Consider the following 19,293-nt stretch of genomic DNA (forward strand, 5'->3'; position numbering starts at 1 on the left):
CCGGTCAGTCGGCAAACAGCTGGCGGCTGGCTGCGGCGCTGGGGCGGCGCGCCAGACGTTCGAACCAGGGGCCGATCTTGCCCAGGGCGTGGTCGAAAGGCTGCCCCGTCTCTTGTGCGAAATCGAGCCAGACGTACAGCCAGATGTCGGCCGCCGTCAGACGCTCGCCGCACAGATATGGGCCTGGCCCCATCATGCCGTCCAGCCAGCGCAGGCGGTCTTGTGCCACCTGTTTCAGGCCCTGGGCGGCCTCGGGCACCACCGGAATGCGCGGCTGAAAGCGCGCCAGCCCTTCGGCATAATGGTAGGCGTTGTGGATGAACTCGGTGACGTTGAGTTCGACCCTGCGCCACCATTGCCGGGTGTGGGCCCGCTCTTCGGCGCTGCGGCCGATCAGGGCCGGTTCGGGGTGGCGCTCTTCGAGATATTCGGCAATCGCCACGGCCTCAGCCAGCGTGCTGCCGTCGTCCAGCAGCAAGGCGGGCGTCTGGCCCGCCGGATTGCGTGCCAGGTAATCCGCCTGACGATTCTCGCCCGCGAAGACGTCCACCGTGACGGCGGGCACGCGCAGGCCCTTTTCCAGAATGAACATGCGCAGGCAGCGGGGAGCCGGGCTGTGGGCGTCGTAGAGCAGCATGGAAAACCTGTCGTTCGTTGAGGGAAGCCGATATTTTATGCGGCGGCCCGGCGGCACCGGCGCAGTACCGGCACGCCGCGCGCGGCTTCTGGCCCGCCCACGGGCCAGATGGCCAGCGCGGCATCGGGCCGCGTTACGCTTGAACACAGCGGCCGCGCGCGGCTGCGGCACAATAGACCCGTCTGAACCATGCGTCACGGGGTGCGTCGGCGCGAGTGCGCGGCGCAGGCGTCCGTGCCACTACGAGGTATTTCACATGCATTTGAAAGCAGGCTTGCACGCGCCGCTGGGCGCATTTCTGCTGGCGGCGACCCTGCCCATCAGCGCGCTGGCGGGCGGCAGCGCCACGGTATTGGCGGGCGGCAAAACCACGCACCTTGCCTGGCAGACCCAGGGCGCGGTGCGCGTCCAGCAGCAAAGTAGCGGCAACTACCTGCTCGTGCGCGGCGACAAGGCGTACTCCGTCACGTACCAGGGCCAGCAGCCACTGGTCATGGAGGTGGGTGGCCTGCTGCAAGGCCTGGGCGCCTTGGCCCAGTCCCGGCCCAACCAGTATTTGCCCGAGCAGGTGGATCAGGTCAAAGACCTGGGCAAGCGTGAAACCGTGGCCGGCATCGCGGGCCACGTGTACCAGCTCACCGTCACCGACACGCAGGGCAAGCGCCACATCACCGACGCCGTGCTGACGGACGACCCGCTGGTCGTCAACATGAGCGACACCTACCTGCACACCATGGACACGTTGCTGGGCGCCAGCACGGCACAAAAGCTGACCGCGGCCTTGCCCGCCCAGCGGCGCGGCATCCTGCGCCTGGGGCGCGACTTCACGCTCGAATCCATCTCGGGCAGCGAACCGGCCGCCAGCCAGTTCGCCCTGCCCGCACAGCCCACCCAGCTGCAAAACCTGCTGCAGGGTCTGCAAGGGCTGACAGGCGGCCAGGCTCGATAAAAAAGAAGGACGGCCGCGGCGTGCCCCCAGCGCAGCGATCTCGGGCGCGCCCGGCCAGCAGGGCCTCGCCGCTCGCCCATGCGTACCGCGACGCACACGCAAAGAGTAGACTGAATAGCGTACCAGTTCCTACCAGGGGGGTTCACCATGAGCAACACATCCCGGAACGAGGAGCGCACCGAGGCCAACGAGGCCCAGATCGCGGTGCACTGGAAAGAGGAGCAATACTTCCAGCCCTCGCAATCCTTCATCGACCAGGCCAACCTGCGCGACCCCGACGTGCGCACGCGATTCGGCGAAGACAATTTCCCGGACTGCTTCCGCGAATACGCCGACCTTCTGACGTGGTCCAAGCCCTATCACACGGTGCTCGACACCAGCCACCCGCCCTTCTGGAAATGGTTCACGGGCGGCGAACTCAACGCCTGCTACAACTGCGTCGATCGCCACCTTGAACACTACCGCAACAAGGCCGCCTTCATCTTCGTGGCCGAACCCGAATCCGACGCGCCCGTGGCCATGACCTACCAGGAACTCTACGTCCGGGTCAACGAAATGGCGGCGCTGCTGCGCGACTTCTGCGGGCTGAAAAAGGGCGACCGCGTCACCCTGCACCTGCCCATGACGCTCGATCTGCCCATCACCATGCTCGCCTGCGCGCGCCTGGGGGTCATCCACTCGCAGGTCTTTGGCGGTTTTTCGGGGCAGTCGTGCGGCTCGCGCATCCAGGATTCCGGCAGCCGCGTGCTCATCTCCACCGACGCCTACTGGCGCTCGGGCAAGCTCATCGACCACAAGGTCAATGCCGACATCGCCGTGCAGGCCGCCGAAGCGCTGGGCCAGCACGTCGACCAGGTGCTCATCTGGCAGCGCTATCCGGGCAAGTACAGCTCGCCCACCCCCATGGTCGAAGGGCGCGACCACTTCGTCAACGAACTGCTCAAGCAGTACGCCGGGCGGCGGGTCGAGCCCGAAGCCATGGACGCCGAAGCCCCTCTGTTCCTCATGTATTCCAGCGGCACCACGGGCAAGCCCAAGGGCTGCCAGCACCGCACCGGCGGCTACCTGGCCTACGTGGCGGGCACCTCCAAGTACATCGAAGACATCCACCCCACGGACACCTACTGGTGCATGGCCGACATCGGCTGGATCACCGGGCACTCTTACATCGTCTACGGGCCCCTGCTGCTGGCGGCCACCAGCGTCATCTACGAAGGCACGCCCACCTTCCCCGACGTGCGCCGTCCCTGGCGCATCGCCGAGCGCCTGGGCGTCAACATCTTCCATACCTCGCCCACCGCCGTGCGCGCGCTGCGTCGGGCGGGGCCCGACGAGCCCAGCCAGTGCCAGCAGCGCTTCAAGCACATGACCACCGTGGGCGAACCCATCGAGCCCAGCGCCTGGCGCTGGTATTACGAAGAAGTCGGCAAGAGCCAGGCCGTCATCGTGGACACCTGGTGGCAAACCGAAAATGGCGGTTTCCTGTGCAGCACCATCCCGGCGCTCGACGCCATGAAGCCGGGCAGCGCGGGCCCCGCCCTGCCCGGCATCTACCCGGTCATCTACGACGACGATGGCAACGAAGTCGCAAAAGGTGCCGGCCAGGCCGGCAACCTGTGCATCCGCAACCCCTGGCCCGGCATCATGCAGACGGTCTGGGGCAACGACCAGCGCTTCATCGACACCTACTACAAGCGCTATTGCAAGAACCCCGACAGCACCGACTGGCGCGACTGGCCGTACATGTCGGGCGACGGCGCCATGCAGGCCGCCGACGGCTACTTCCGCATCCTGGGGCGCCTGGACGACGTCATCAACGTCTCGGGCCACCGCCTGGGCACGAAAGAAATCGAATCCGCCTGCATGACCGTGCCCGAAGTGGCCGAGGCCGCCGTGGTGCCGGTCTCCGACGAGGTCAAGGGCAAGGTGCCCGAGGTCTACGTCTCGCTCACGCCCGACGCCCGGGATCCCGCCGCCGCCGCGCGCAAGGTCGTCCAGGCCTGCGAGTCCATCATCGGCAAGATCGCCCGGCCCGAACACGTCTACGTGGTGCAGGACATGCCCAAGACGCGCTCGGGCAAGATCATGCGCCGGGTGCTCTCGGCCATCTCCAACGGACGCGATGTGGGCGACATCACCACGCTGGCCAACGGCAGCGTGGTCGAGGACATCCGCACCCAGGTCGACAGCGCCCGGGCGGCGGCGCGCAAGCCATGACCCACCCCGCCACGCCCCCCGATGACACCGAACGCCTGCGGCAGGTGGCTCTGGCGGTACGCGCCGCCTGCCTGCAGGCCGCGCTTGACGGCTACGAACGCGCAGGCCTGGGTGGGCTGTGCGAAGAGGGCCGCTGGGAGATGGTGGTCGACGCCCTCCAGACACTCGACGTAGAGGCCGTCTTGCGGGCACTGCCCTAGCCCCCCAAGCCCTGCAACACGCTGTTTCAGCGATAAAATGCGGGGTTTGCGTTTCAACACAAGGCATCGCATGCCATCCGCGTCCCCCGCCACACCGGCCATACGCCAGGTTCCCGCCTTCATCACCATCTCGCTGGCCCTGCTCATGATGTCCGTGGATTCCACCATCGTGGCCACAGTGTTGCATGCCCTGCTGCGCGGGCTGGACACCTCCATCAACTGGGCCGGCTGGACGATCACGGCCTATTCCTTCGGCTTCGTGCTCATGCTGCCCATCAGCGGCATGCTCAGCGAGCGCATGGGCCGCCGCCGCGTCTTCATGGCCTCGGTCGTGCTGTTCACCCTGGCGTCCCTGCTGTGCGGCCTCACCGACAACATCTATCTGCTGATCCTGCTGCGCGCGCTGCAGGCCGCTGGCGGCGCCGGCTTCACGCCCTCGGCCACCGGCATTGTGGTCGATTACTTCGGCAGCAGCCGCGACCGCGCCGTCAGCCTCTTTGGCAGCATTTTCCCCGTGGGCGCCATGATCGGCCCCATCTTCGGCGGTCTGTTCGTCACCTACTGGAGCTGGCGCGGCGTCTTTTTCGTCAACGTGCCCATCGGGCTGCTGATTCTCTGGATGGCCTGGCGCTACATTCCCGCCGACCCGGTCCGCGAGCGTCAGGCAGGCCCGCGACTGGACTATCCCGGCCTGGGCTACCTGGGGGTCTGCTTGCTGGCGGGCATGCTGGCCACCAGTTTCCTGGGTGAACGCGACGTTGCCGCCGGATCGGCCCAGGTGCTCGTGCCAGGCCTGCTGGCCGTGCTGGCAGCCTGCCTGTTCTTTCGCCACATCCGGCGCGTCAAACATCCCTTCATCAAACCCCACCTCATCTATGGTGAATCGTTTGGTGTCGTCAACCTCATCAACATGGTCTTTGGCGGCATCACCATCGGCGCCATCGCCCTGGTGCCGCTCTACGCCGGCAACCGCTACGGCATCGACGCACTGGGTTCAGGCACCTTGCTCGTGGCCCAGGGCATCGCCGCCATCCTGTTCTCGCTGACCTGCACCCTGGCCATCCGCCGCACGGGTTACCGCCTGCCGCTGTATATCGGCGGCACCATCATCGCCCTGGGCATGGTGTTGCTCGCGCTGCCCCCCGCCTTTGGTCTGCCCCCCTTCCTCTGGCTCACGGCCACCGCCTTCCTGGTGGGCGTGGGCACGGGCACGGTGAACCCGGCCAGCCGCAATGCCGGCCTGCAACTGGCGCCCAACCACGCCGCCACGCTGGCCGCCCTGCGTACGCTGGCCATGCAGATCGGCACCATCACCTTCATCTCCATCGTCACCATGGTGCTGTCCGTGTCGCACGACCCCGGCCGCAGCCAGGCCTGGGTCTACGGCATCTGGGCTCTGGTCGTGCTGGCCGCGCTGCCGCTGGTCGCGCACGTGCCCGAACACAAGGGCGCCTGGTAACAGGCAGGCCCCGGTGCCCGGAACCCGGGCGCCACCCTGCTTAGCGTGTGCATATTGGAAAGACGGGCGCTCCCTGGTGGCATCATGAGGGCCCCAGTCATCATCGAAAGGAATTTTCATGAAACTCCACCGCTCGTGCCTGCTGATCGGCATGATGCTCGCCTGCTGCGCGGCGCCGTCCCTGGCGGACGGCATCTCGGACGACGTGATCCGCATCGGCTTTATCACGGACATGTCCGGCGTCTATGCCGACGGCGACGGCCCCGGTGGCGCGCAGGCCATCCGCATGGCGATTGCCGATGCCGGCGGCGCCGTCCATGGCAAGAAGATCGAACTGCTGGTGGCCGACAGCCGCAACAAGGCCGACGTTTCCTCGGCGCTGGCGCGCGACTGGTTCGACAACAAGCAGCTCGACTTGCTGATCGGCGGCACCAATTCGGCGGCCAGCCTGGCCATGTCGGCGGTGGCGGCGGAAAAGAAAAAACCTTTCATCACCTCGGGCGCCGGGGCCTCGGCCTTCACCAACGCGCAGTGCAACCCCTACACCATCCAGTACACCTACTCGACCAGCGGCCTGGCGCGCGGCACCGGGGCCGCCGTCGTGCAGCAAGGCGGCAAGCGCTGGTTTTTCGTCACCACCGACTACACCTTCGGGCATGAACTCGAACGTGACACCGCCGCCGTGGTCGAGAAGGCGGGCGGCACGGTGGCCGGGGCGGTCAGAACCCCGCTGGGCGCCGCCGATTTCTCGTCCTTCATGCTGCAGGCTCAAAACTCGGGTGCCACAGTGCTGGGCCTGGCCAACGCGGGGGCCGACCTGGTCAACTCCTTGAAGACCGCCGTCGAGTTCGGCCTGACCCGGACCATGACCCCGGTGGGACTCACGGCCACGCTGCTCGACATCCACGCCCTGGGGCTGGAAGTCACACAAGGGATGTACTTCACGGTGCCCTGGTATTGGAACAAAAACCCCGAATCCGAGGCCTGGTCAAAGCGTTACTATGAAGTAATCGGCCGCATGCCCACCTACGGCCAGGCGGGTGATTATTCCGCCGCGCGCAGCTACCTGAACGCCGTGCGCGATACCGGCACCGACGACGCGCAGACCATCATGGCTTGGCTGAAATCCCACCCCGTCAACGACTTCTTCGTACACAACGGCGTCATTCGCGCCGATGGCCGGATGATGAACGACCTCACGCTGCTGCAGGTGAAAAAACCCGCTGAAAGCACGGGCCCCTGGGATTTGCACAAAGTGGCGGCGCACATTCCCGCCGAAGCCGCCTACGGCCCATTGAGCGAATCCACCTGCCCCTACCTCAAGAACCACCATGAATAAAGCCCCGCTGCTGTTCACCCCCTTTCGCCTGGGCGCTCTGGAGCTGCCCAACCGCATCGTCATGGCGCCCATGACGCGCTGCCGCGCCGCGCAGCCCGGCGACATCCCCACCGAACTGAACGCGCAGTACTACGCCCAGCGCGCCGAAGCGGGGCTGATCGTGTCGGAAGCCACACAGATTTCGCCCCAGGGCAAGGGCTATTCATTCACCCCCGGCATCCACAGCGATGCGCAACGCGACGGCTGGCGCCTGGTGACCCGGGCAGTGCGCCAGGCGGGAGGCCGCATGTTCCTGCAACTGTGGCACGTGGGCCGCATGTCGCACCCGGTCTTCCACGACGGGCAACTACCCGTGGCGCCCTCGGCGGTGCCGTTCGAGGCCGCCATCTGGATGGTGGACCCCGCCACGGGCCTGGGCGGCACCGCCCCCTGCCCCACGCCGCGCGCCCTGACACACGCCGAAATCGGCCAGATCGTCGAAGACTACCGCCTGGCAACCCGTCGAGCCCTGGCGGCGGGCTTTGACGGCGTGGAAATCCACGGCGCCAACGGCTACCTGATCGATCAGTTCCTGCGCACGACCTCGAATGTCCGCACCGACGAATACGGCGGCTCGCGCGAGAACCGCCTGCGCTTTCTCAAGCAGGTGGTCGATGCCGTGGCCAGCGAAGCGGGGCCCGCGCGCACGGCCATCCGCCTGGCCCCGTTTTTGACGGCGCGCGGCATGGCCTGCCCCGACATCCTGCCCACCATCCTGGAAGCGGTCGGCTACCTGCACGAACGACAGATCGCCTACCTGCACCTGGTCGAGGCCGACTGGGACGACGCGCCCGAATTCACCGAAGCCTTCCGCCAGGCGGTTCGCGCACGCTTTCCCGGCCCCATCATCGTGGCGGGCAAGTACGACCTGGACAAGGCAGCCTGGGTGCTCGAGCACCGGTATGCCGATCTGGTGGCTTTCGGGCGGCCCTTTGTGGCCAACCCCGACTTGCCGCAGCGCCTGGCACAAGGCCTGCCGCTGGCGGCCTTCGACCCCGCCACGCTGTTTGGCGGCGGGGTTCATGGCTATACCGACTACCCCGCCTGGGAATCCACGACCGCCTGATAGGCCTTGCGCGCCTGCAGGAAAAGTTCAAAGGGGAAACGGATGGGCACCCCTTCGAGCGCGGCCACCAGCATGTCGAGGTGCCCCTCGAAGCCGGCGCAAGCCTTGGCGATGTCTTCGTTGCCGGGCACGCGCACGGTGAGCACCAGCTGGGTGCCCGTCGGCACTGGGTTCAGCGTCCAGCGCAGGGGCCGGGCGGGCTCGTCGCCGCTGCTCCAGGAATATTCCAGCACCCGTTCGGCCTCGTAGGCCGACACCGTACTTTCGATGAGGATGCCGCTGTCGGCAAAGTTGATGTGCACCGCGCCGCCCTGGCGCGGCTCGATGGTGCCCGGCGCCAGCCACTGCGCCAGTCGATCGGGCGCGGTGAGCATCTGCCAGACCTGTGCGGGCGGATGTTCGATGGTGCGCTGCAGCTGCCCCTGAAAGCCGCTGTCCACACGCTGGATGGTGCCTGGCTGAAAATCGGAATCGCTCATGATACGGTGCCTGCCTGGATGGTGAACAAACTCTCTTTGTACCATCCGCCTCGCCTCAGAGCCCCCAAAACCCTAGGCAATGTCCGTATAAGCGGCTAAGCGGGCGCGGTACAAGCGAGCGCACCCAAGAACCCGCGACCCGGCGAGCACACTAGTCGTCATCGGGGAAATCCCATTTTTGCGCGCTGGCGCCCGCAAGCTCTTGCACGCGCTGTTCGTCCTGGCCGAACTCGGCGGCCTGGCCGCTGTAGGTGATGGCCCCGCGATCCAGCACGTAGGCGCGATCGGCCACACCGATGGCGGCGCGCACGTTCTGCTCGATGAGCAGCACGGCGGTGCCCGCGTTGCGCGCGGCCACGATGACGTCGAACACCTGTTTGACGATCAGTGGCGCGAGCCCCTGCGAGGGTTCGTCAAGCAGCAGCAGCTTCGGGTTGAGCAGCAGCACCCGGGCAATGGAGAGCATTTCTTGTTCGCCGCCCGAGAGCTGCTTGCCCTTGTGCGCCTTGCGTTCGGCCAGGCGCGGAAACAGCCGATACACCTTGGGGATGTTCCAGGGCCCGGGCTGGTCGACCGGCACCTTTAGATTTTCCTCGACCGTGAGGTTGGCGAAGATGCGCCGCCCCTCGGGCACCAGCCCGACCCCCAGGCGCGCCACCCGGAAAGGCGCGAGGTGGGTGGACTCTTGCCCGAAGACCCGCACGGAACCGGCGCGCGCGGGCGTCAGACCCATGATGCTGCGCAGCGTGGTGGACTTGCCCGCCCCATTGCGCCCCAGCAGGGTGACGAGCTCACCCTCGCCCACGTCGAGATCGACGCCCTTCAAGATGTGGCTCTTGCCGTAGTAGGTGTTGAGCTGCCGCACTTCAAGCGCCTTCATGCTTTTCCCCCAGGTACGCCACTTGCACTTTTTCGCTGGCGGCAATGTGATCCGGCGTGCCCTGGTCGAGGATTTCACCTTCGGTCAGCACCGTGATGCGGTCGGCCAGGTTGAAGATCACGCGCATGTCGTGCTCGACCAGCACGATGGTGAGGCCTTGCGAGCGGTGCAGGCGGCGGATCAGGCGGGCCGTGTCGTAGGTTTCCTGGTTGCCCATGCCTGCGGCGGGTTCGTCGAGCAGCAGCAGCCGGGGCCGCAGGGCGAGCGCCATCATGATCTCGGCGGAACGCTGGTCGCCGTGCGAGAGTTCGCCCACGTAGCGCTCGGCGTAATCCGTCAGGCCGCCCAGCAAGAGCAGTTCGTCGATGCGCTCGTTGGTGGCGCGGGTCTGTGCGCGGGTACTGAACAGCCGCATGCGCAGGCCCTGGGTAACTTCGACCGCGATGCGCAGGTTGTCACGCACGGTCAGCTCGGGAAAGACCTCGGTGATCTGGAAGGTGCGCGCCATGCCCATGGCCACCCGCCGGTGCGCGGGCACGGCGGTGACGTCGTGGCCGTCAAAGACGATGCGGCCTTCCGTGGGCCGGTAAAAGCCGCTGATCATGTTGAAGAAGGTGGTCTTGCCCGCGCCGTTGGGGCCAATAATGGCGTGCAGTTCGCCCGGTTCGATGGCCAACGAGACATTTTTCACGGCGACGAGATCGCCAAAGCGCTGCGAGACCTGATGTACTTCGAGCAGGCTCATGCGCCCCTCCGCTGCAAAAGCCCGGCGATGCCGCGCGGTAGAAACAGGACGACCAGCACGAAAATGAGGCCGATGAAGAACATCCAGTTCTGGGTGAGACTGGAGAGATAGTCTTGCGCCACCACGAAGATGGCGGCCCCCAGCAGCGGCCCCCAGAAGGAACGCATACCGCCAATGACCGCCATGAGCACGAAGTCGCCCGACTGCGTCCAGTGCAGGTCGTGCGGACTGACGAAATTGTTGAGCATGCCGTACAGCGAACCAGCCACGGCCACAAAGACGCACGAGACGGTGTACGCCATCCACAGGTGGCGGTTGACCGGGATGCTGAGAAAACGGGCGCGACGCTCGTTTTCGCGCATCGCCAGCAGCGTGTGGCCGAAGGGCGAGCGCAGAATCATGGCCATGGCCGCGGCGCACACGGCAAACACCGCCAGCGCCGTGTAGTAGTACGGCAGGCTGTGGGTCAGGTCGATCCGCAGCAGGCCCAGGTCGATGGGCTGGCGCTGGAAGGTGAGACCGTTATCGCCCCCGGTGACGGCGTTCCAGCGAAAGGCGATGAAGAAAAACACCTGGCCGAAGGCGATGGTGGCCAGGGCGAAGTAGATGCCGCGCAGCTTGGCCAGCAGAAAGCCCACGAGCGCGCCCCCCAAGGTGCCCATCAGCACCCCGGCCACGAAGGCCAGTGGCGTGCTGGGCATCCAGTGGTTGATGACCAGCCCCGTGGTGTAGGCGCTCAGCCCGAAGTACGCCGCATGGCCAAAGGCCATGACCCCCGAATGCCCGACCAGCAAGTTGGTGGCCATGGCCGCCAGACCGATGATGAGCAGGCGCGAGGCCAGGTCGGTATAGCCGCCCACCAGGCCGATCCAGTACGGCATGGACAGCAGAATGAGCCACAGGATCGCCAATCCCGGCAGACGCGCGTTGAAGGATTGATTCACAGTTTCGTCCCGCCCTCTTCACCAAACAGGCCGTGAGGCCGGATCAAGAGCACCAGGGCCATCATGACGTAGATGGTGGCCTCGGATGCCGAAGGGTAAAACACGGTGACCACCCCCGTGGCCACGCCGATGAGAATGCCGCCAAACAGCGTGCCCACCAGGCTGCCCAGGCCGCCCACGATGACGGCGACAAAGCTGGGCATGATGAGCTGATCGCCGATCGTGGGCGTGAGCCCCAGCATGCCCGCCGCCAGCACCCCGGCCAGGCCGGCGAAGAAGATGCCCAGGCCGAAGTTGAGGTTGCGCAGGATGCGCACGTCCACGCCCAGGGCCGAGACCATTTCGAGGTCGAGCGTGCCCGCGCGAATGCGCATCCCCAGGCGGGTTTTCTTGAGGATGAGAAACAGGATGGCGACGGCCAGCGCCACCAGTACCACCATGAAAACACGGTAGCCGGTGAGAAAGAACAGCGTCTGGCTGAGCGACGACTGCAGCACGTCGGGCACTTTCAGCGGCAGGCCCTGCGCGCCCCAGATGTAGCGCACGGAATCTTCCAGCACGAAAGCCAGGCCGAAAGTGAGCAACAGGCTGTAGAGTGGATCACGCTTGTAGAGCGGGCGGATGAGCACCCGCTCGACGATGATGCCCACCAGCGCGGCGCAGAAAGGCGACACCAGCAAGGCCCCCCAGAAGCCCAGATAGGGTTCGAGGGTGTAGGCGAAGTACGCCCCCAGCGCGAGGAAGCCGCCGTGCGCGAAGTTGATGACATTGGTGAGATTGATGATGAGCGACAGGCCCAGCGCCATCAAAGCGTAGAACGCCCCGATGACCAGCCCGTTGAAGACATTGAACAGCAGCAACTGAGTCACGCGTCCCCCTTGGTGCCGGGCCGCAAGCCCGGCGCCACGCCGGTCTCGCCGTCCGATGAAAACCGTCATCCGGGCCGCGGGACGACAACCTGCGGCCCGTGCCTGCGCGAAATCAGGTGGGCCAGGTCATCTTGCAGCCGGTTTCGGCCACCGTGGGCGCGATAGTCTGGCTGTCGATGATCTGGTCGACCTTGAAGAGGTCGTCGGCGGCACTGCCCTGGGCCTGCGCGTGCCCCGCCCACAAGGTGCCGATGAGCAGGTGCTGGTCGGCGCGGAAGGTGGCCGGATGCGGCTGCAGCGCCACTTCGGGCGGCAGGGTGAGGCCGTTGAGTGCGCGCGCCATCTTCACCGCATCGAGCGACTTGGCGGTATTGGCCGCCAGGGCGCAGGCGTGGATGGCCGTGTGACCGAACCAGGTGCGCGCCGTGGGCACGCGACCAGTCTTTTTCTGGATGGCCGCGACGAATTCTTTGACGTGCGGCACGTCGGGCTGGTTCCAGTACCATTCGATGACCCAGTTGCCGATGCGCGAGCTGGGTGGCAGGGCTTCGAGGGTTTCGAGTTCGATGTTGGCGCCGGCGATGTGAAAGCGCTTATCGAGACCAAACTGCACCGCCTGCTTGAGCACGTTGGTCTGGTCTTCGCCGTTTTGCAGGATGACGATGACGTCGGGGCCGGCCGCCTGCGCCTTGATGAGGTAAGAAGAATATTCGGTGGTGCCCAGGGGGATGAGATCGGCCCCCAGGTTGGTGGCCCCGAGTTTTTTCAGGTTTTCTTTGTAGGCCGACAGCAGGCCGTGGCCAAAGGCGTAATCGGGCACCAGGAAATAGAATTTCTTGCCGAAGCGCTGCACCAGGGACGGCGCGATGGCATTGACCAGCAAGGTGGTGGAGGGATCCACCTGGTAGACGTTCCAGTGGCAGTTTTCGCCCGTGATGGGGTCGGCGTGGCCGCCTGGGTCCATCATGAAAACGCCTTTTTCATAGGCCACCGCCGACATGGCCATGGTGAGCCCCGAATTGACGTTGCCCACCAGGAAATCGACCTTGTCGCGTTCGATGAGCTTGCGCGCCTTCTGCACGGCCACGCCCGCGTCGCCGCTGGTGGAATCTTCGACGATCAGCTTGGCCGGACGTCCCAGGATGCCGCCTTTGGCGTTGATTTCATCGACGGCCAGTTCCATGCCGTGCAGCTCGTTGCGCCCGGTGATGGCATACGTGCCGGTGAGGGGATTGTCCACCCCCAACTTGACGGGCTGATCACCCTGCGCCAACACGAAGCGTGGCGCGGCAATGGCGGCCACCCCGGCCCCGGCTGCCATTTTCAGCACGGCGCGGCGGCTGATCCCGTTTGAACTGCCATGAATGTCGCTCATTGAAAAGCTCCTCAAAAGCAGCAAGCTGATCTGCACCGCATCGCCAGGGCTTGCCAGGTGACTGTCTAAAAACGCACAACCTTCTCCAGATGTTCGATGTTTGGAATTTTTATACGTCTTGTATCCGGCCACTGTCAATTGGAGAATAGCCCCAGCAAAACAGTACCGTTTCAGTCCTGTTTTTGTATCCGGCGCGGATCGGGACTATTCTATTCATGCCGCGTGAGGGACGCGGCCTTCAACGAGGAGAATCACAATGGCATTCAAACGATCGACTCTGGCAGCCCTGTCATTCGCCGTGGGGGCACTGGCGCTGGCAGGCACCAGTCAGGCGGCTCCAGCCGAGGCCTACACGGCGCAGCTGATTCCGATGAACACCCAGGTGACGCACTCCAACACCACTGGCGAGGCGCGCTTCCACGTCAACGGCGACAAACTCACCATCGACATCCGCGTGAAGAACGCGCCGGCCAACATCGAGCACTGGCAGCACTTCCACGGCCTGCTGACCTCGGGCGTGGCCACCTGCCCCACGCTGGGGGCTGACGCCAACGGCGACCGCATCGTCGATCTGATCGAAACCGAACCCTACGCCGGCACCACCATGGTGCCCTTCGACATGCACCCCGCCGCCATGGACGTGGCCCACGGCCACTATCCCAAGGCCGCGGCGGATGGCAGCTACCACTACCGCCAGGTGGTGTCGCTCAGCGGCCTGTCCGCCGCCTTTGCCAAGGCCTTCCAGGGGCAGGAACTCAACCTGGACAAGCGCGTGATCTTCATCCACGGGGTGCCCGCCGACACCCAGTTGCCCGGCACGGTGCAGTCGCTGGGCCCCATCCCGGCCAGCACCACGCTGCCCATCGCCTGCGGCAAGATCGAGCGCGCCAGCCACTGATCAGCGGCCATAGGCGCTGCTGTCGGGATGATCCAGCGTCGAGTGGTGGCGGTTGTCGTGCATGGCCAGGATGGCAATCGAGCCCAGCACCGCAATCACCACCATATACCAGGGGAACACATTGGCGTACCCCTGGTTTTTCATGAACAACGCCACATATTCAGCCGAGCCGCCAAACAGCGAATTGCCGATGGCGTAGGTAAAACCCACCCCCAGGCCGCGTACGTGCGCCGGAAACATTTCAGCCTTGACGATGCCTGAAATCGAGGTATAGAAGCTCAGGAACACCATGGCCAGCAGAATCATGGCGCCCACCACGACGGGCGACTGCTGCTGGCCGATGGCCGCCAGCAGGGGGACGGGCAGCAACACCATGCCAGCCACGAAGATCAACATCGAATTCTTGCGCCCGATGCGGTCGGACACCATGCCCACGAAGGGCTGCATCACCATGAAGACCAGCAGGCACACCGTCATGATCTCGGCCACCAGCCCCTTGCTCAGGCCCGCCGTGTTGATCAGATACTTCTGCATATAGGTGGTGAAGACGTAAAAGGCCAGCGAACCGATGCAGGTGATGCCCAGCACGACCCAGAAGGCACGCGGGTAGTTCAGCACTTCCCGGAAAGAGCCCGAGCCCTTGCGCTGGCGGTCTTGCGTGCTGGTGGTCTCATCCAGGCCCGCGCGCAGCCACAGCGAAATCAGGGCAGCCACGGCGCCGATGACAAAGGGCAGGCGCCACCAGCCCGCGGTGATCTGTTCCGTGCCCAGGACATGGGTCATGATGACCGCCAGCAGGCTGGCCAGCAACTGGCCGCCAATCAGCGTCACGTACTGAAAGGACGAGAAAAAGCCCCGGCGACCGCGCAGGGCGACCTCGGACATGTAGGTGGCGGTCGAGCCGTACTCGCCGCCCACCGAAATGCCCTGGATGCAGCGCATGAGGATGAGCAGCACCGGCGCGAGCCCGCCCACCGTGGCCGCCGTGGGCAGCAACGCCAGGCCCAGCGAACCCAGCCCCATCATGACGATGGACACCACCATGGCATGCTTGCGGCCGTAGCGATCCGACATGCGACCAAACAGATAGCCGCCCACGGGGCGCATCAGAAAGCCGATGAAAAAGACTCCCGCCGCCTGCATGTAGGCGCCGGTCTGCCCCACCCCGGTGAAGAACAGCTCGGCGAAATAGACGCTGAAAAAGGCGTAGGTGTAAAAATCGAACCATTCGACCAGGTTGCCGCTGGACGCCGCCAGAATCGACTTCACGACCTTGGCGGTAGAGGGTTCCTGGTGTTGCGGCGTATGGGCTTGCGCGCCTGCGGGCAGGCTGGATGCGGCACTTGTCATGTTGTGACCTCCTTATTGTGACTGGAGTATCTTCCTGAAGATCGACGGACACATCCGCAGAGACAACCACGCGGGACTCCGTAAAACTACGCAGGCCGCAGCCCTGTCGCCCCGTGCGGCGGCAAGCACGCGACCGGCGGCATTTCACCCGCACCAGTCATTTGCTTAGAATGAGGCGAGCCCGACCTCCCGCCCACGCCCTTCATGCCACTCAACCTCCTTCGCTTCACGTTTTTGCGCCACTGGCGCTGGGCCCTGGCCGCCTTGCTCGTGGCGCTGCTCACCGTGGCGGCAGGCCGCTGGGCCGAGCAACAAGAGCTGCGGGCCCGCATGGCCTCGCTCAGGCAGGCCGCCGACGCCTACACGCTGGCACTGCACGGCATCATCGACAAATATGGCGACCTGCCCTACGTCACGGCCCGTCATCCCGCCGTGCAAGACCTGCTGCGGCACCCGGACGACCCGCGCCTGGTTCAGGCTGCGGATCACTACCTGGCTGATGTGCAGCAGCGCACCGGCGCCGAAGAGCTCTACCTCGTCGATCGCCAGGGGCTGACGCTGGCCGCCAGCAACTGGAACGACGCCAGCAGTTTCGTGGGCCACACTTACCGGCAACGCCCCTATTTTCAGGACGCCCTGCAAGGCCGCCGCGGGCTGTTCTACGGGGTCGGGCTGACCACCACCCAGCCAGGCCTTTTCATTGCCGAGCCTGTCGCCGCGCAAGACGGCATTCTGGGCGTGGTCGTCGTCAAACTCAGCCTCGCGCCGCTGGCGCAGGCCTGGTCGCGCTCGGCCGACCCGGTCTTCTTGCAAGACGCCCGCGGCATCATTTTCCTGAGTTCAGTCAGCGCCTGGCTGTATCACGCCGAACATCCGCTCGGCGCGGGCGACCTCGACTGGCTGCGAGAGCACAGCCAGTATGGCGCGCGCGATCATTTCGCCCCTCTGCCCTGGCGACTGTCACAGCCCGCCGACCTGCCGACGCAGCGCTTGCAAACCCCGCTCGACGGCCGGGCCCGCGATCTGCTGGCCTGGCAAACGCCGCTGCCCGCACTGGGCTGGACCTTGACGGTAACGGGCGACCTGGGCGAAGTCTGGCGTGCCCGGGAAAAAGCGCAGCTGATCGCCTTGCTGGTCAGCGCCGCCCTGCTGCTGGGCCTGCTGTATTGGCGCCAGCGCGCAAAACGCCACGCCGAGCAGCGACGCGCCCGGCTGGAACGCGAACAAGAGCAAAAGCTGCAGCACAGCGCCCGCCTGGCCAGCGTGGGCGAAATGGCCTCGACCCTGGCGCACGAGCTGAACCAGCCGCTCATGGCACTGTCCAATTTCGCCCTGGCGGCGCAGCAGCTGGCCCCACGGCAAGACCCGGCCCTGCTGAAAGAGGCCCTGGATGGCGTGCTGGAACAATCCACCCGCGCCGCCGACATCGTGCGGCGGGTGCGCGCCTTCATCAACCCGCAGCGTGCCAGCTACGAGCCGCTGGCCGTGGGCGAACTGTTCGCCCACGTGCAGGCCCTGTTGCAGCCCGAGCTGCAACGTGCCCAGACGCGCGTCGTCCGGCAAGCCACCGACACGCTACCCCGCGTCCGGGGAGATCGCATCCTGCTCGAGCAGGTGCTCATCAACCTCATCCAGAATGCCGTCCACGCCATGCAGGCAAGCCCCATCGGGCAGCGCCGAATCGAGCTGAGCGCCTGCCAGGCCGGGCCGATGCTGGAAGTGATGGTCGCCGATCACGGCCCCGGCATCCCGGCGGAAGCGCTGGCGCAGGTCTTCCAGCCCTTTTTCAGCACCCGGCCCGACGGCCTGGGCCTGGGCCTGAAAATCTGCCATACCATCATCGAGGCCCACGGTGGCCAGATGCGCGCAGCCAACCGCCGCCAGGGCGGCGCCGCCTTCACCTTCACTCTGCCTGTCCATCCATGAAAGACGCCCCCCTCACGCTCTACATCGTTGACGACGACGAAGCGCTGCGCCGCTCGCTGCTGTTGCTGCTGTTTTCCCAGGGCGTGCCGGTGCAGGCCTTCGACTCCGGCGAGGCGTTTCTGCAGACGGTCGATCTGCGCCAGCCCGGCTGCGTGATCCTGGACTTGCGCATGACCGGCGTCAGCGGCCTGCAAGTGCTCGACGCCCTGCTGGAGGCCCGCAGCCCTCTGGTGACGCTGTTTCTGTCGGGGCACGGCGACATTCCCACCGCGCTCGAAGCCGTGCGCCTGGGCGCCTACGACTGGGTGGTCAAGCCCAACACCCAGCAACTACTGGATAAAATACCAGCTGCACTGGCGCAGGCCCGCATGCGCAGCAACGCCCAGCAACATTGGGGTGAGCTGACCCCGCGCGAGCGCGAAGTAGCCCAACTGGTGGGCCTGGGCTACCCCAACAAAGAAATCGCCCGCATCCTGGTGCCGCCGTGCAGCCCGCGTTCAGTGGAAACCCACCGCGCCAGCCTGTTCGCCAAACTGGGCGTGGCCAACGACAACGAACTGGGGCGCTGGTTGGGGGCCCACGCCTGGCTGGTGGGGCCCGTGCGGGTCGGCTATCCCGTGCCGATGAAAGGAGCGCCGAGCACTCGATGAGCAGAACACCGGCAAGCGCATGGGCGCAGGTCGGGCTTTACGGCGCGACGACGAGATTATTGTGTACCTCGGTGACGCCTTGGACGGAGCGGACGATCTCGCCCGCCCGCGTGCGTTCGCTCTGGCTCTTGGCAAAGCCCGACAGCTGCACGATGCCGCCCTGGATGGTCTTGATCTTACGAATTTATCAACATTGGACGAAAACGAACAGCTCGACATGACGGTTACCCTCTACGGCATCAAGAACTGCGACACGATGAAGAAGGCCTTCACCTGGCTGGGTGCGCAAGGCGTCGATTTCACATTCCACGATTATCGCGTCGCGGGTATCACCCGCGCCAAAGTCGCAGCCTGGGTCGCCGAGGCAGGGCTGGACAAAGTGCTGAACAAGGCAAGCAAGACATTCCGGGCCTTGCCAAAAGCGGTACGCGACAGTCTGGATGAAGCCAAAGCAATCGACCTGATGGTCGCAGAGCCCACCATGATCAAGCGCCCTGTGCTGTCGACACCGCACGGCATTGAAGTCGGTTTCAAGCCCGAGCGCTACGCGACAATGGTGGCGACGCGCGCCTGATCCTGTGGGACAGATGCAAACGACTACAGAACAGGCAACCTCCGTGCAAAGCAAAAGAATCACAGCAGCGGGTCTCCTGTGATCCGACGCACAAAGGGAGCTTTCCAAGACATGAGCGCGCTCTATCCTGCGTTGCGTATGGCGCACTGCGAACACCACTATCTGCCTTCGCCTCACCCGCCTGACCACCATCGCACCCACCCAGCATTTGCATCTGGTCGGCGATGGTCTCGGTACTGTAGCGGTCGGCTCCGCTGCACCTGGACTATGCCTACACCACCACGGCGCACAGCGCCCAGGGCCTGACCTGCGACCGGGTGCTGTCGCCCAAAGAGTTCCTGCACCTGGGCAGCCGATCCGCCGTAGACCAGGCGTTCTGCCGTTTTGCCAAGGAAGGCAAGCTGCTGCGCGTTGCACGGGGCATCTACACTGCCCCCGTCACCAGCCGGTTCGGCTCGCGGGCCCCTGCCCCAGAAAAGATCGTCCACGCGCTGGCTGAACACCATGGCGAAGTCGTCGTGCCTCATGGTGCCAGCGCGGCCAATGCACTGGGGCTCACGCAGCAGGTTCCTGTCCGCGAGGTCTATCTCACATCCGGGCGCACGCACAAGCTGCGGCTGGACCAGTCTGAAATCCTGGTCAGGCATGTCCCTCGCTGGATGCTGGCCCTGGGCACAGGGTTCTGCTACCGGATATC

At 65.4% G+C, this 19,293-nt stretch carries 19 protein-coding genes; 11 read left to right on the top strand and 8 right to left on the bottom strand.

What is annotated here, in order from left to right:
• Positions 1–4: 4 nt before the first annotated feature.
• The gene (locus tag CCA01S_RS12100) at positions 5–637 is read right to left on the bottom strand and encodes a glutathione S-transferase family protein (protein ID WP_066458871.1); all 633 of its coding nucleotides are present in this window, start codon (positions 635–637) and stop codon (positions 5–7) included.
• A 256-nt stretch (positions 638–893) separates the two neighbouring features.
• Between CCA01S_RS12100 and CCA01S_RS12105 the strand changes: the two genes are divergently transcribed.
• The 6 genes from CCA01S_RS12105 to CCA01S_RS12130 all read left to right on the top strand — a co-directional run bounded on the left by CCA01S_RS12105 (position 894) and on the right by CCA01S_RS12130 (position 7,906).
• Positions 894–1,586: a hypothetical protein gene (locus tag CCA01S_RS12105; RefSeq protein WP_066458873.1), complete on the top strand. Its 693-nt coding sequence runs from the start codon at positions 894–896 to the stop codon at positions 1,584–1,586.
• A gap of 147 nt (positions 1,587–1,733) precedes the next feature.
• On the top strand, positions 1,734–3,803 hold the full coding sequence (gene acs / locus CCA01S_RS12110; protein ID WP_066458875.1) for an acetate--CoA ligase: 2,070 nt from the start codon (positions 1,734–1,736) through the stop codon (positions 3,801–3,803).
• The gene (locus CCA01S_RS12115) at positions 3,800–4,003 is read left to right on the top strand and encodes a hypothetical protein (protein WP_066458877.1); all 204 of its coding nucleotides are present in this window, start codon (positions 3,800–3,802) and stop codon (positions 4,001–4,003) included. The genes acs and CCA01S_RS12115 overlap by 4 nt, the downstream gene beginning before the upstream one ends.
• A 70-nt stretch (positions 4,004–4,073) precedes the next feature.
• Positions 4,074–5,462 carry an MFS transporter gene (locus CCA01S_RS12120; RefSeq protein WP_066458879.1) on the top strand — a complete coding sequence of 463 codons (1,389 nt, stop codon included), beginning with the start codon at positions 4,074–4,076 and terminating at the stop codon, positions 5,460–5,462.
• A gap of 118 nt (positions 5,463–5,580) precedes the next feature.
• Positions 5,581–6,801: an ABC transporter substrate-binding protein gene (locus CCA01S_RS12125; protein ID WP_066458881.1), complete on the top strand. Its 1,221-nt coding sequence runs from the start codon at positions 5,581–5,583 to the stop codon at positions 6,799–6,801.
• Entirely contained in the window at positions 6,794–7,906 is a 1,113-nt protein-coding gene (locus tag CCA01S_RS12130) for an alkene reductase (RefSeq protein WP_066458883.1), read from the top strand. Before CCA01S_RS12125 ends, CCA01S_RS12130 begins: the two co-directional genes overlap by 8 nt.
• Here CCA01S_RS12130 and CCA01S_RS12135 read toward each other — a convergent pair.
• The 6 genes from CCA01S_RS12135 to CCA01S_RS12160 all read right to left on the bottom strand — a co-directional run bounded on the left by CCA01S_RS12135 (position 7,876) and on the right by CCA01S_RS12160 (position 13,198).
• On the bottom strand, positions 7,876–8,385 hold the full coding sequence (locus CCA01S_RS12135) for an SRPBCC family protein (RefSeq protein WP_066458886.1): 510 nt from the start codon (positions 8,383–8,385) through the stop codon (positions 7,876–7,878). The two genes, CCA01S_RS12130 and CCA01S_RS12135, sit on opposite strands and share 31 nt — an antisense overlap.
• A 151-nt stretch (positions 8,386–8,536) precedes the next feature.
• Entirely contained in the window at positions 8,537–9,265 is a 729-nt protein-coding gene (locus CCA01S_RS12140; RefSeq protein ID WP_066458888.1) for an ABC transporter ATP-binding protein, read from the bottom strand.
• On the bottom strand, positions 9,252–10,010 hold the full coding sequence (locus CCA01S_RS12145; RefSeq protein WP_066458890.1) for an ABC transporter ATP-binding protein: 759 nt from the start codon (positions 10,008–10,010) through the stop codon (positions 9,252–9,254). The genes CCA01S_RS12140 and CCA01S_RS12145 overlap by 14 nt, the downstream gene beginning before the upstream one ends.
• Positions 10,007–10,891, bottom strand: coding sequence for a branched-chain amino acid ABC transporter permease (locus CCA01S_RS12150; protein ID WP_084386735.1), 885 nt, complete (start codon positions 10,889–10,891; stop codon positions 10,007–10,009). Before CCA01S_RS12150 ends, CCA01S_RS12145 begins: the two co-directional genes overlap by 4 nt.
• Positions 10,892–10,950: 59 nt before the next feature.
• Positions 10,951–11,823 (bottom strand): branched-chain amino acid ABC transporter permease, encoded by an 873-nt coding sequence (locus CCA01S_RS12155; RefSeq protein WP_066458892.1) that lies wholly within the window; start codon positions 11,821–11,823, stop codon positions 10,951–10,953.
• A 112-nt stretch (positions 11,824–11,935) separates the two neighbouring features.
• The gene (locus tag CCA01S_RS12160; RefSeq protein ID WP_066458894.1) at positions 11,936–13,198 is read right to left on the bottom strand and encodes an ABC transporter substrate-binding protein; all 1,263 of its coding nucleotides are present in this window, start codon (positions 13,196–13,198) and stop codon (positions 11,936–11,938) included.
• A gap of 256 nt (positions 13,199–13,454) precedes the next feature.
• On the opposite strand from CCA01S_RS12160, the gene CCA01S_RS12165 reads away from it, so the two are divergent.
• The gene (locus tag CCA01S_RS12165) at positions 13,455–14,096 is read left to right on the top strand and encodes a hypothetical protein (protein ID WP_066458896.1); all 642 of its coding nucleotides are present in this window, start codon (positions 13,455–13,457) and stop codon (positions 14,094–14,096) included.
• Here CCA01S_RS12165 and CCA01S_RS12170 read toward each other — a convergent pair whose 3' ends face one another.
• Positions 14,097–15,446, bottom strand: a complete 1,350-nt coding sequence (locus tag CCA01S_RS12170) for an MFS transporter (protein WP_066458898.1) — start codon at positions 15,444–15,446, stop codon at positions 14,097–14,099.
• 204 nt (positions 15,447–15,650) lie between these two features.
• Here CCA01S_RS12170 and CCA01S_RS12175 point away from each other — a divergent pair, with 204 nt between their 5' ends.
• The 4 genes from CCA01S_RS12175 to CCA01S_RS12195 all read left to right on the top strand — a co-directional run.
• Entirely contained in the window at positions 15,651–17,372 is a 1,722-nt protein-coding gene (locus CCA01S_RS12175; protein WP_066458900.1) for a sensor histidine kinase, read from the top strand.
• Positions 17,369–18,022 carry a response regulator transcription factor gene (locus CCA01S_RS12180; protein ID WP_066458902.1) on the top strand — a complete coding sequence of 218 codons (654 nt, stop codon included), beginning with the start codon at positions 17,369–17,371 and terminating at the stop codon, positions 18,020–18,022. The genes CCA01S_RS12175 and CCA01S_RS12180 overlap by 4 nt, the downstream gene beginning before the upstream one ends.
• Positions 18,023–18,041: 19 nt before the next feature.
• Positions 18,042–18,596 carry an arsenate reductase gene (locus tag CCA01S_RS16385; RefSeq protein ID WP_439951508.1) on the top strand — a complete coding sequence of 185 codons (555 nt, stop codon included), beginning with the start codon at positions 18,042–18,044 and terminating at the stop codon, positions 18,594–18,596.
• Positions 18,597–18,913: 317 nt separating this feature from the next.
• A partial coding sequence (locus tag CCA01S_RS12195; RefSeq protein WP_232305100.1) for a DUF6088 family protein occupies positions 18,914–19,293 on the top strand: 380 nt, incomplete at its 3' end.

It is taken from the genome of Castellaniella caeni NBRC 101664 (assembly GCF_001592225.1).
GTDB lineage: Bacteria > Pseudomonadota > Gammaproteobacteria > Burkholderiales > Burkholderiaceae_B > Castellaniella > Castellaniella caeni.

What these genes read in the sequence shown, in the direction of transcription:
- CCA01S_RS12100 (WP_066458871.1), bottom strand. Translation starts at nt 637, where the DNA reads ATGCTGCTCTACGACGCCCACAGCCCGGCTCCCCGCTGCCTGCGCATG.
- CCA01S_RS12105 (WP_066458873.1), top strand. Translation starts at nt 894, where the DNA reads ATGCATTTGAAAGCAGGCTTGCACGCGCCGCTGGGCGCATTTCTGCTG.
- acs (WP_066458875.1), top strand. Translation starts at nt 1,734, where the DNA reads ATGAGCAACACATCCCGGAACGAGGAGCGCACCGAGGCCAACGAGGCC.
- CCA01S_RS12115 (WP_066458877.1), top strand. Translation starts at nt 3,800, where the DNA reads ATGACCCACCCCGCCACGCCCCCCGATGACACCGAACGCCTGCGGCAG.
- CCA01S_RS12120 (WP_066458879.1), top strand. Translation starts at nt 4,074, where the DNA reads ATGCCATCCGCGTCCCCCGCCACACCGGCCATACGCCAGGTTCCCGCC.
- CCA01S_RS12125 (WP_066458881.1), top strand. Translation starts at nt 5,581, where the DNA reads ATGAAACTCCACCGCTCGTGCCTGCTGATCGGCATGATGCTCGCCTGC.
- CCA01S_RS12130 (WP_066458883.1), top strand. Translation starts at nt 6,794, where the DNA reads ATGAATAAAGCCCCGCTGCTGTTCACCCCCTTTCGCCTGGGCGCTCTG.
- CCA01S_RS12135 (WP_066458886.1), bottom strand. Translation starts at nt 8,385, where the DNA reads ATGAGCGATTCCGATTTTCAGCCAGGCACCATCCAGCGTGTGGACAGC.
- CCA01S_RS12140 (WP_066458888.1), bottom strand. Translation starts at nt 9,265, where the DNA reads ATGAAGGCGCTTGAAGTGCGGCAGCTCAACACCTACTACGGCAAGAGC.
- CCA01S_RS12145 (WP_066458890.1), bottom strand. Translation starts at nt 10,010, where the DNA reads ATGAGCCTGCTCGAAGTACATCAGGTCTCGCAGCGCTTTGGCGATCTC.
- CCA01S_RS12150 (WP_084386735.1), bottom strand. Translation starts at nt 10,891, where the DNA reads ATGCCGTACTGGATCGGCCTGGTGGGCGGCTATACCGACCTGGCCTCG.
- CCA01S_RS12160 (WP_066458894.1), bottom strand. Translation starts at nt 13,198, where the DNA reads ATGAGCGACATTCATGGCAGTTCAAACGGGATCAGCCGCCGCGCCGTG.
- CCA01S_RS12165 (WP_066458896.1), top strand. Translation starts at nt 13,455, where the DNA reads ATGGCATTCAAACGATCGACTCTGGCAGCCCTGTCATTCGCCGTGGGG.
- CCA01S_RS12170 (WP_066458898.1), bottom strand. Translation starts at nt 15,446, where the DNA reads ATGACAAGTGCCGCATCCAGCCTGCCCGCAGGCGCGCAAGCCCATACG.
- CCA01S_RS12175 (WP_066458900.1), top strand. Translation starts at nt 15,651, where the DNA reads ATGCCACTCAACCTCCTTCGCTTCACGTTTTTGCGCCACTGGCGCTGG.
- CCA01S_RS12180 (WP_066458902.1), top strand. Translation starts at nt 17,369, where the DNA reads ATGAAAGACGCCCCCCTCACGCTCTACATCGTTGACGACGACGAAGCG.
- CCA01S_RS16385 (WP_439951508.1), top strand. Translation starts at nt 18,042, where the DNA reads ATGGGCGCAGGTCGGGCTTTACGGCGCGACGACGAGATTATTGTGTAC.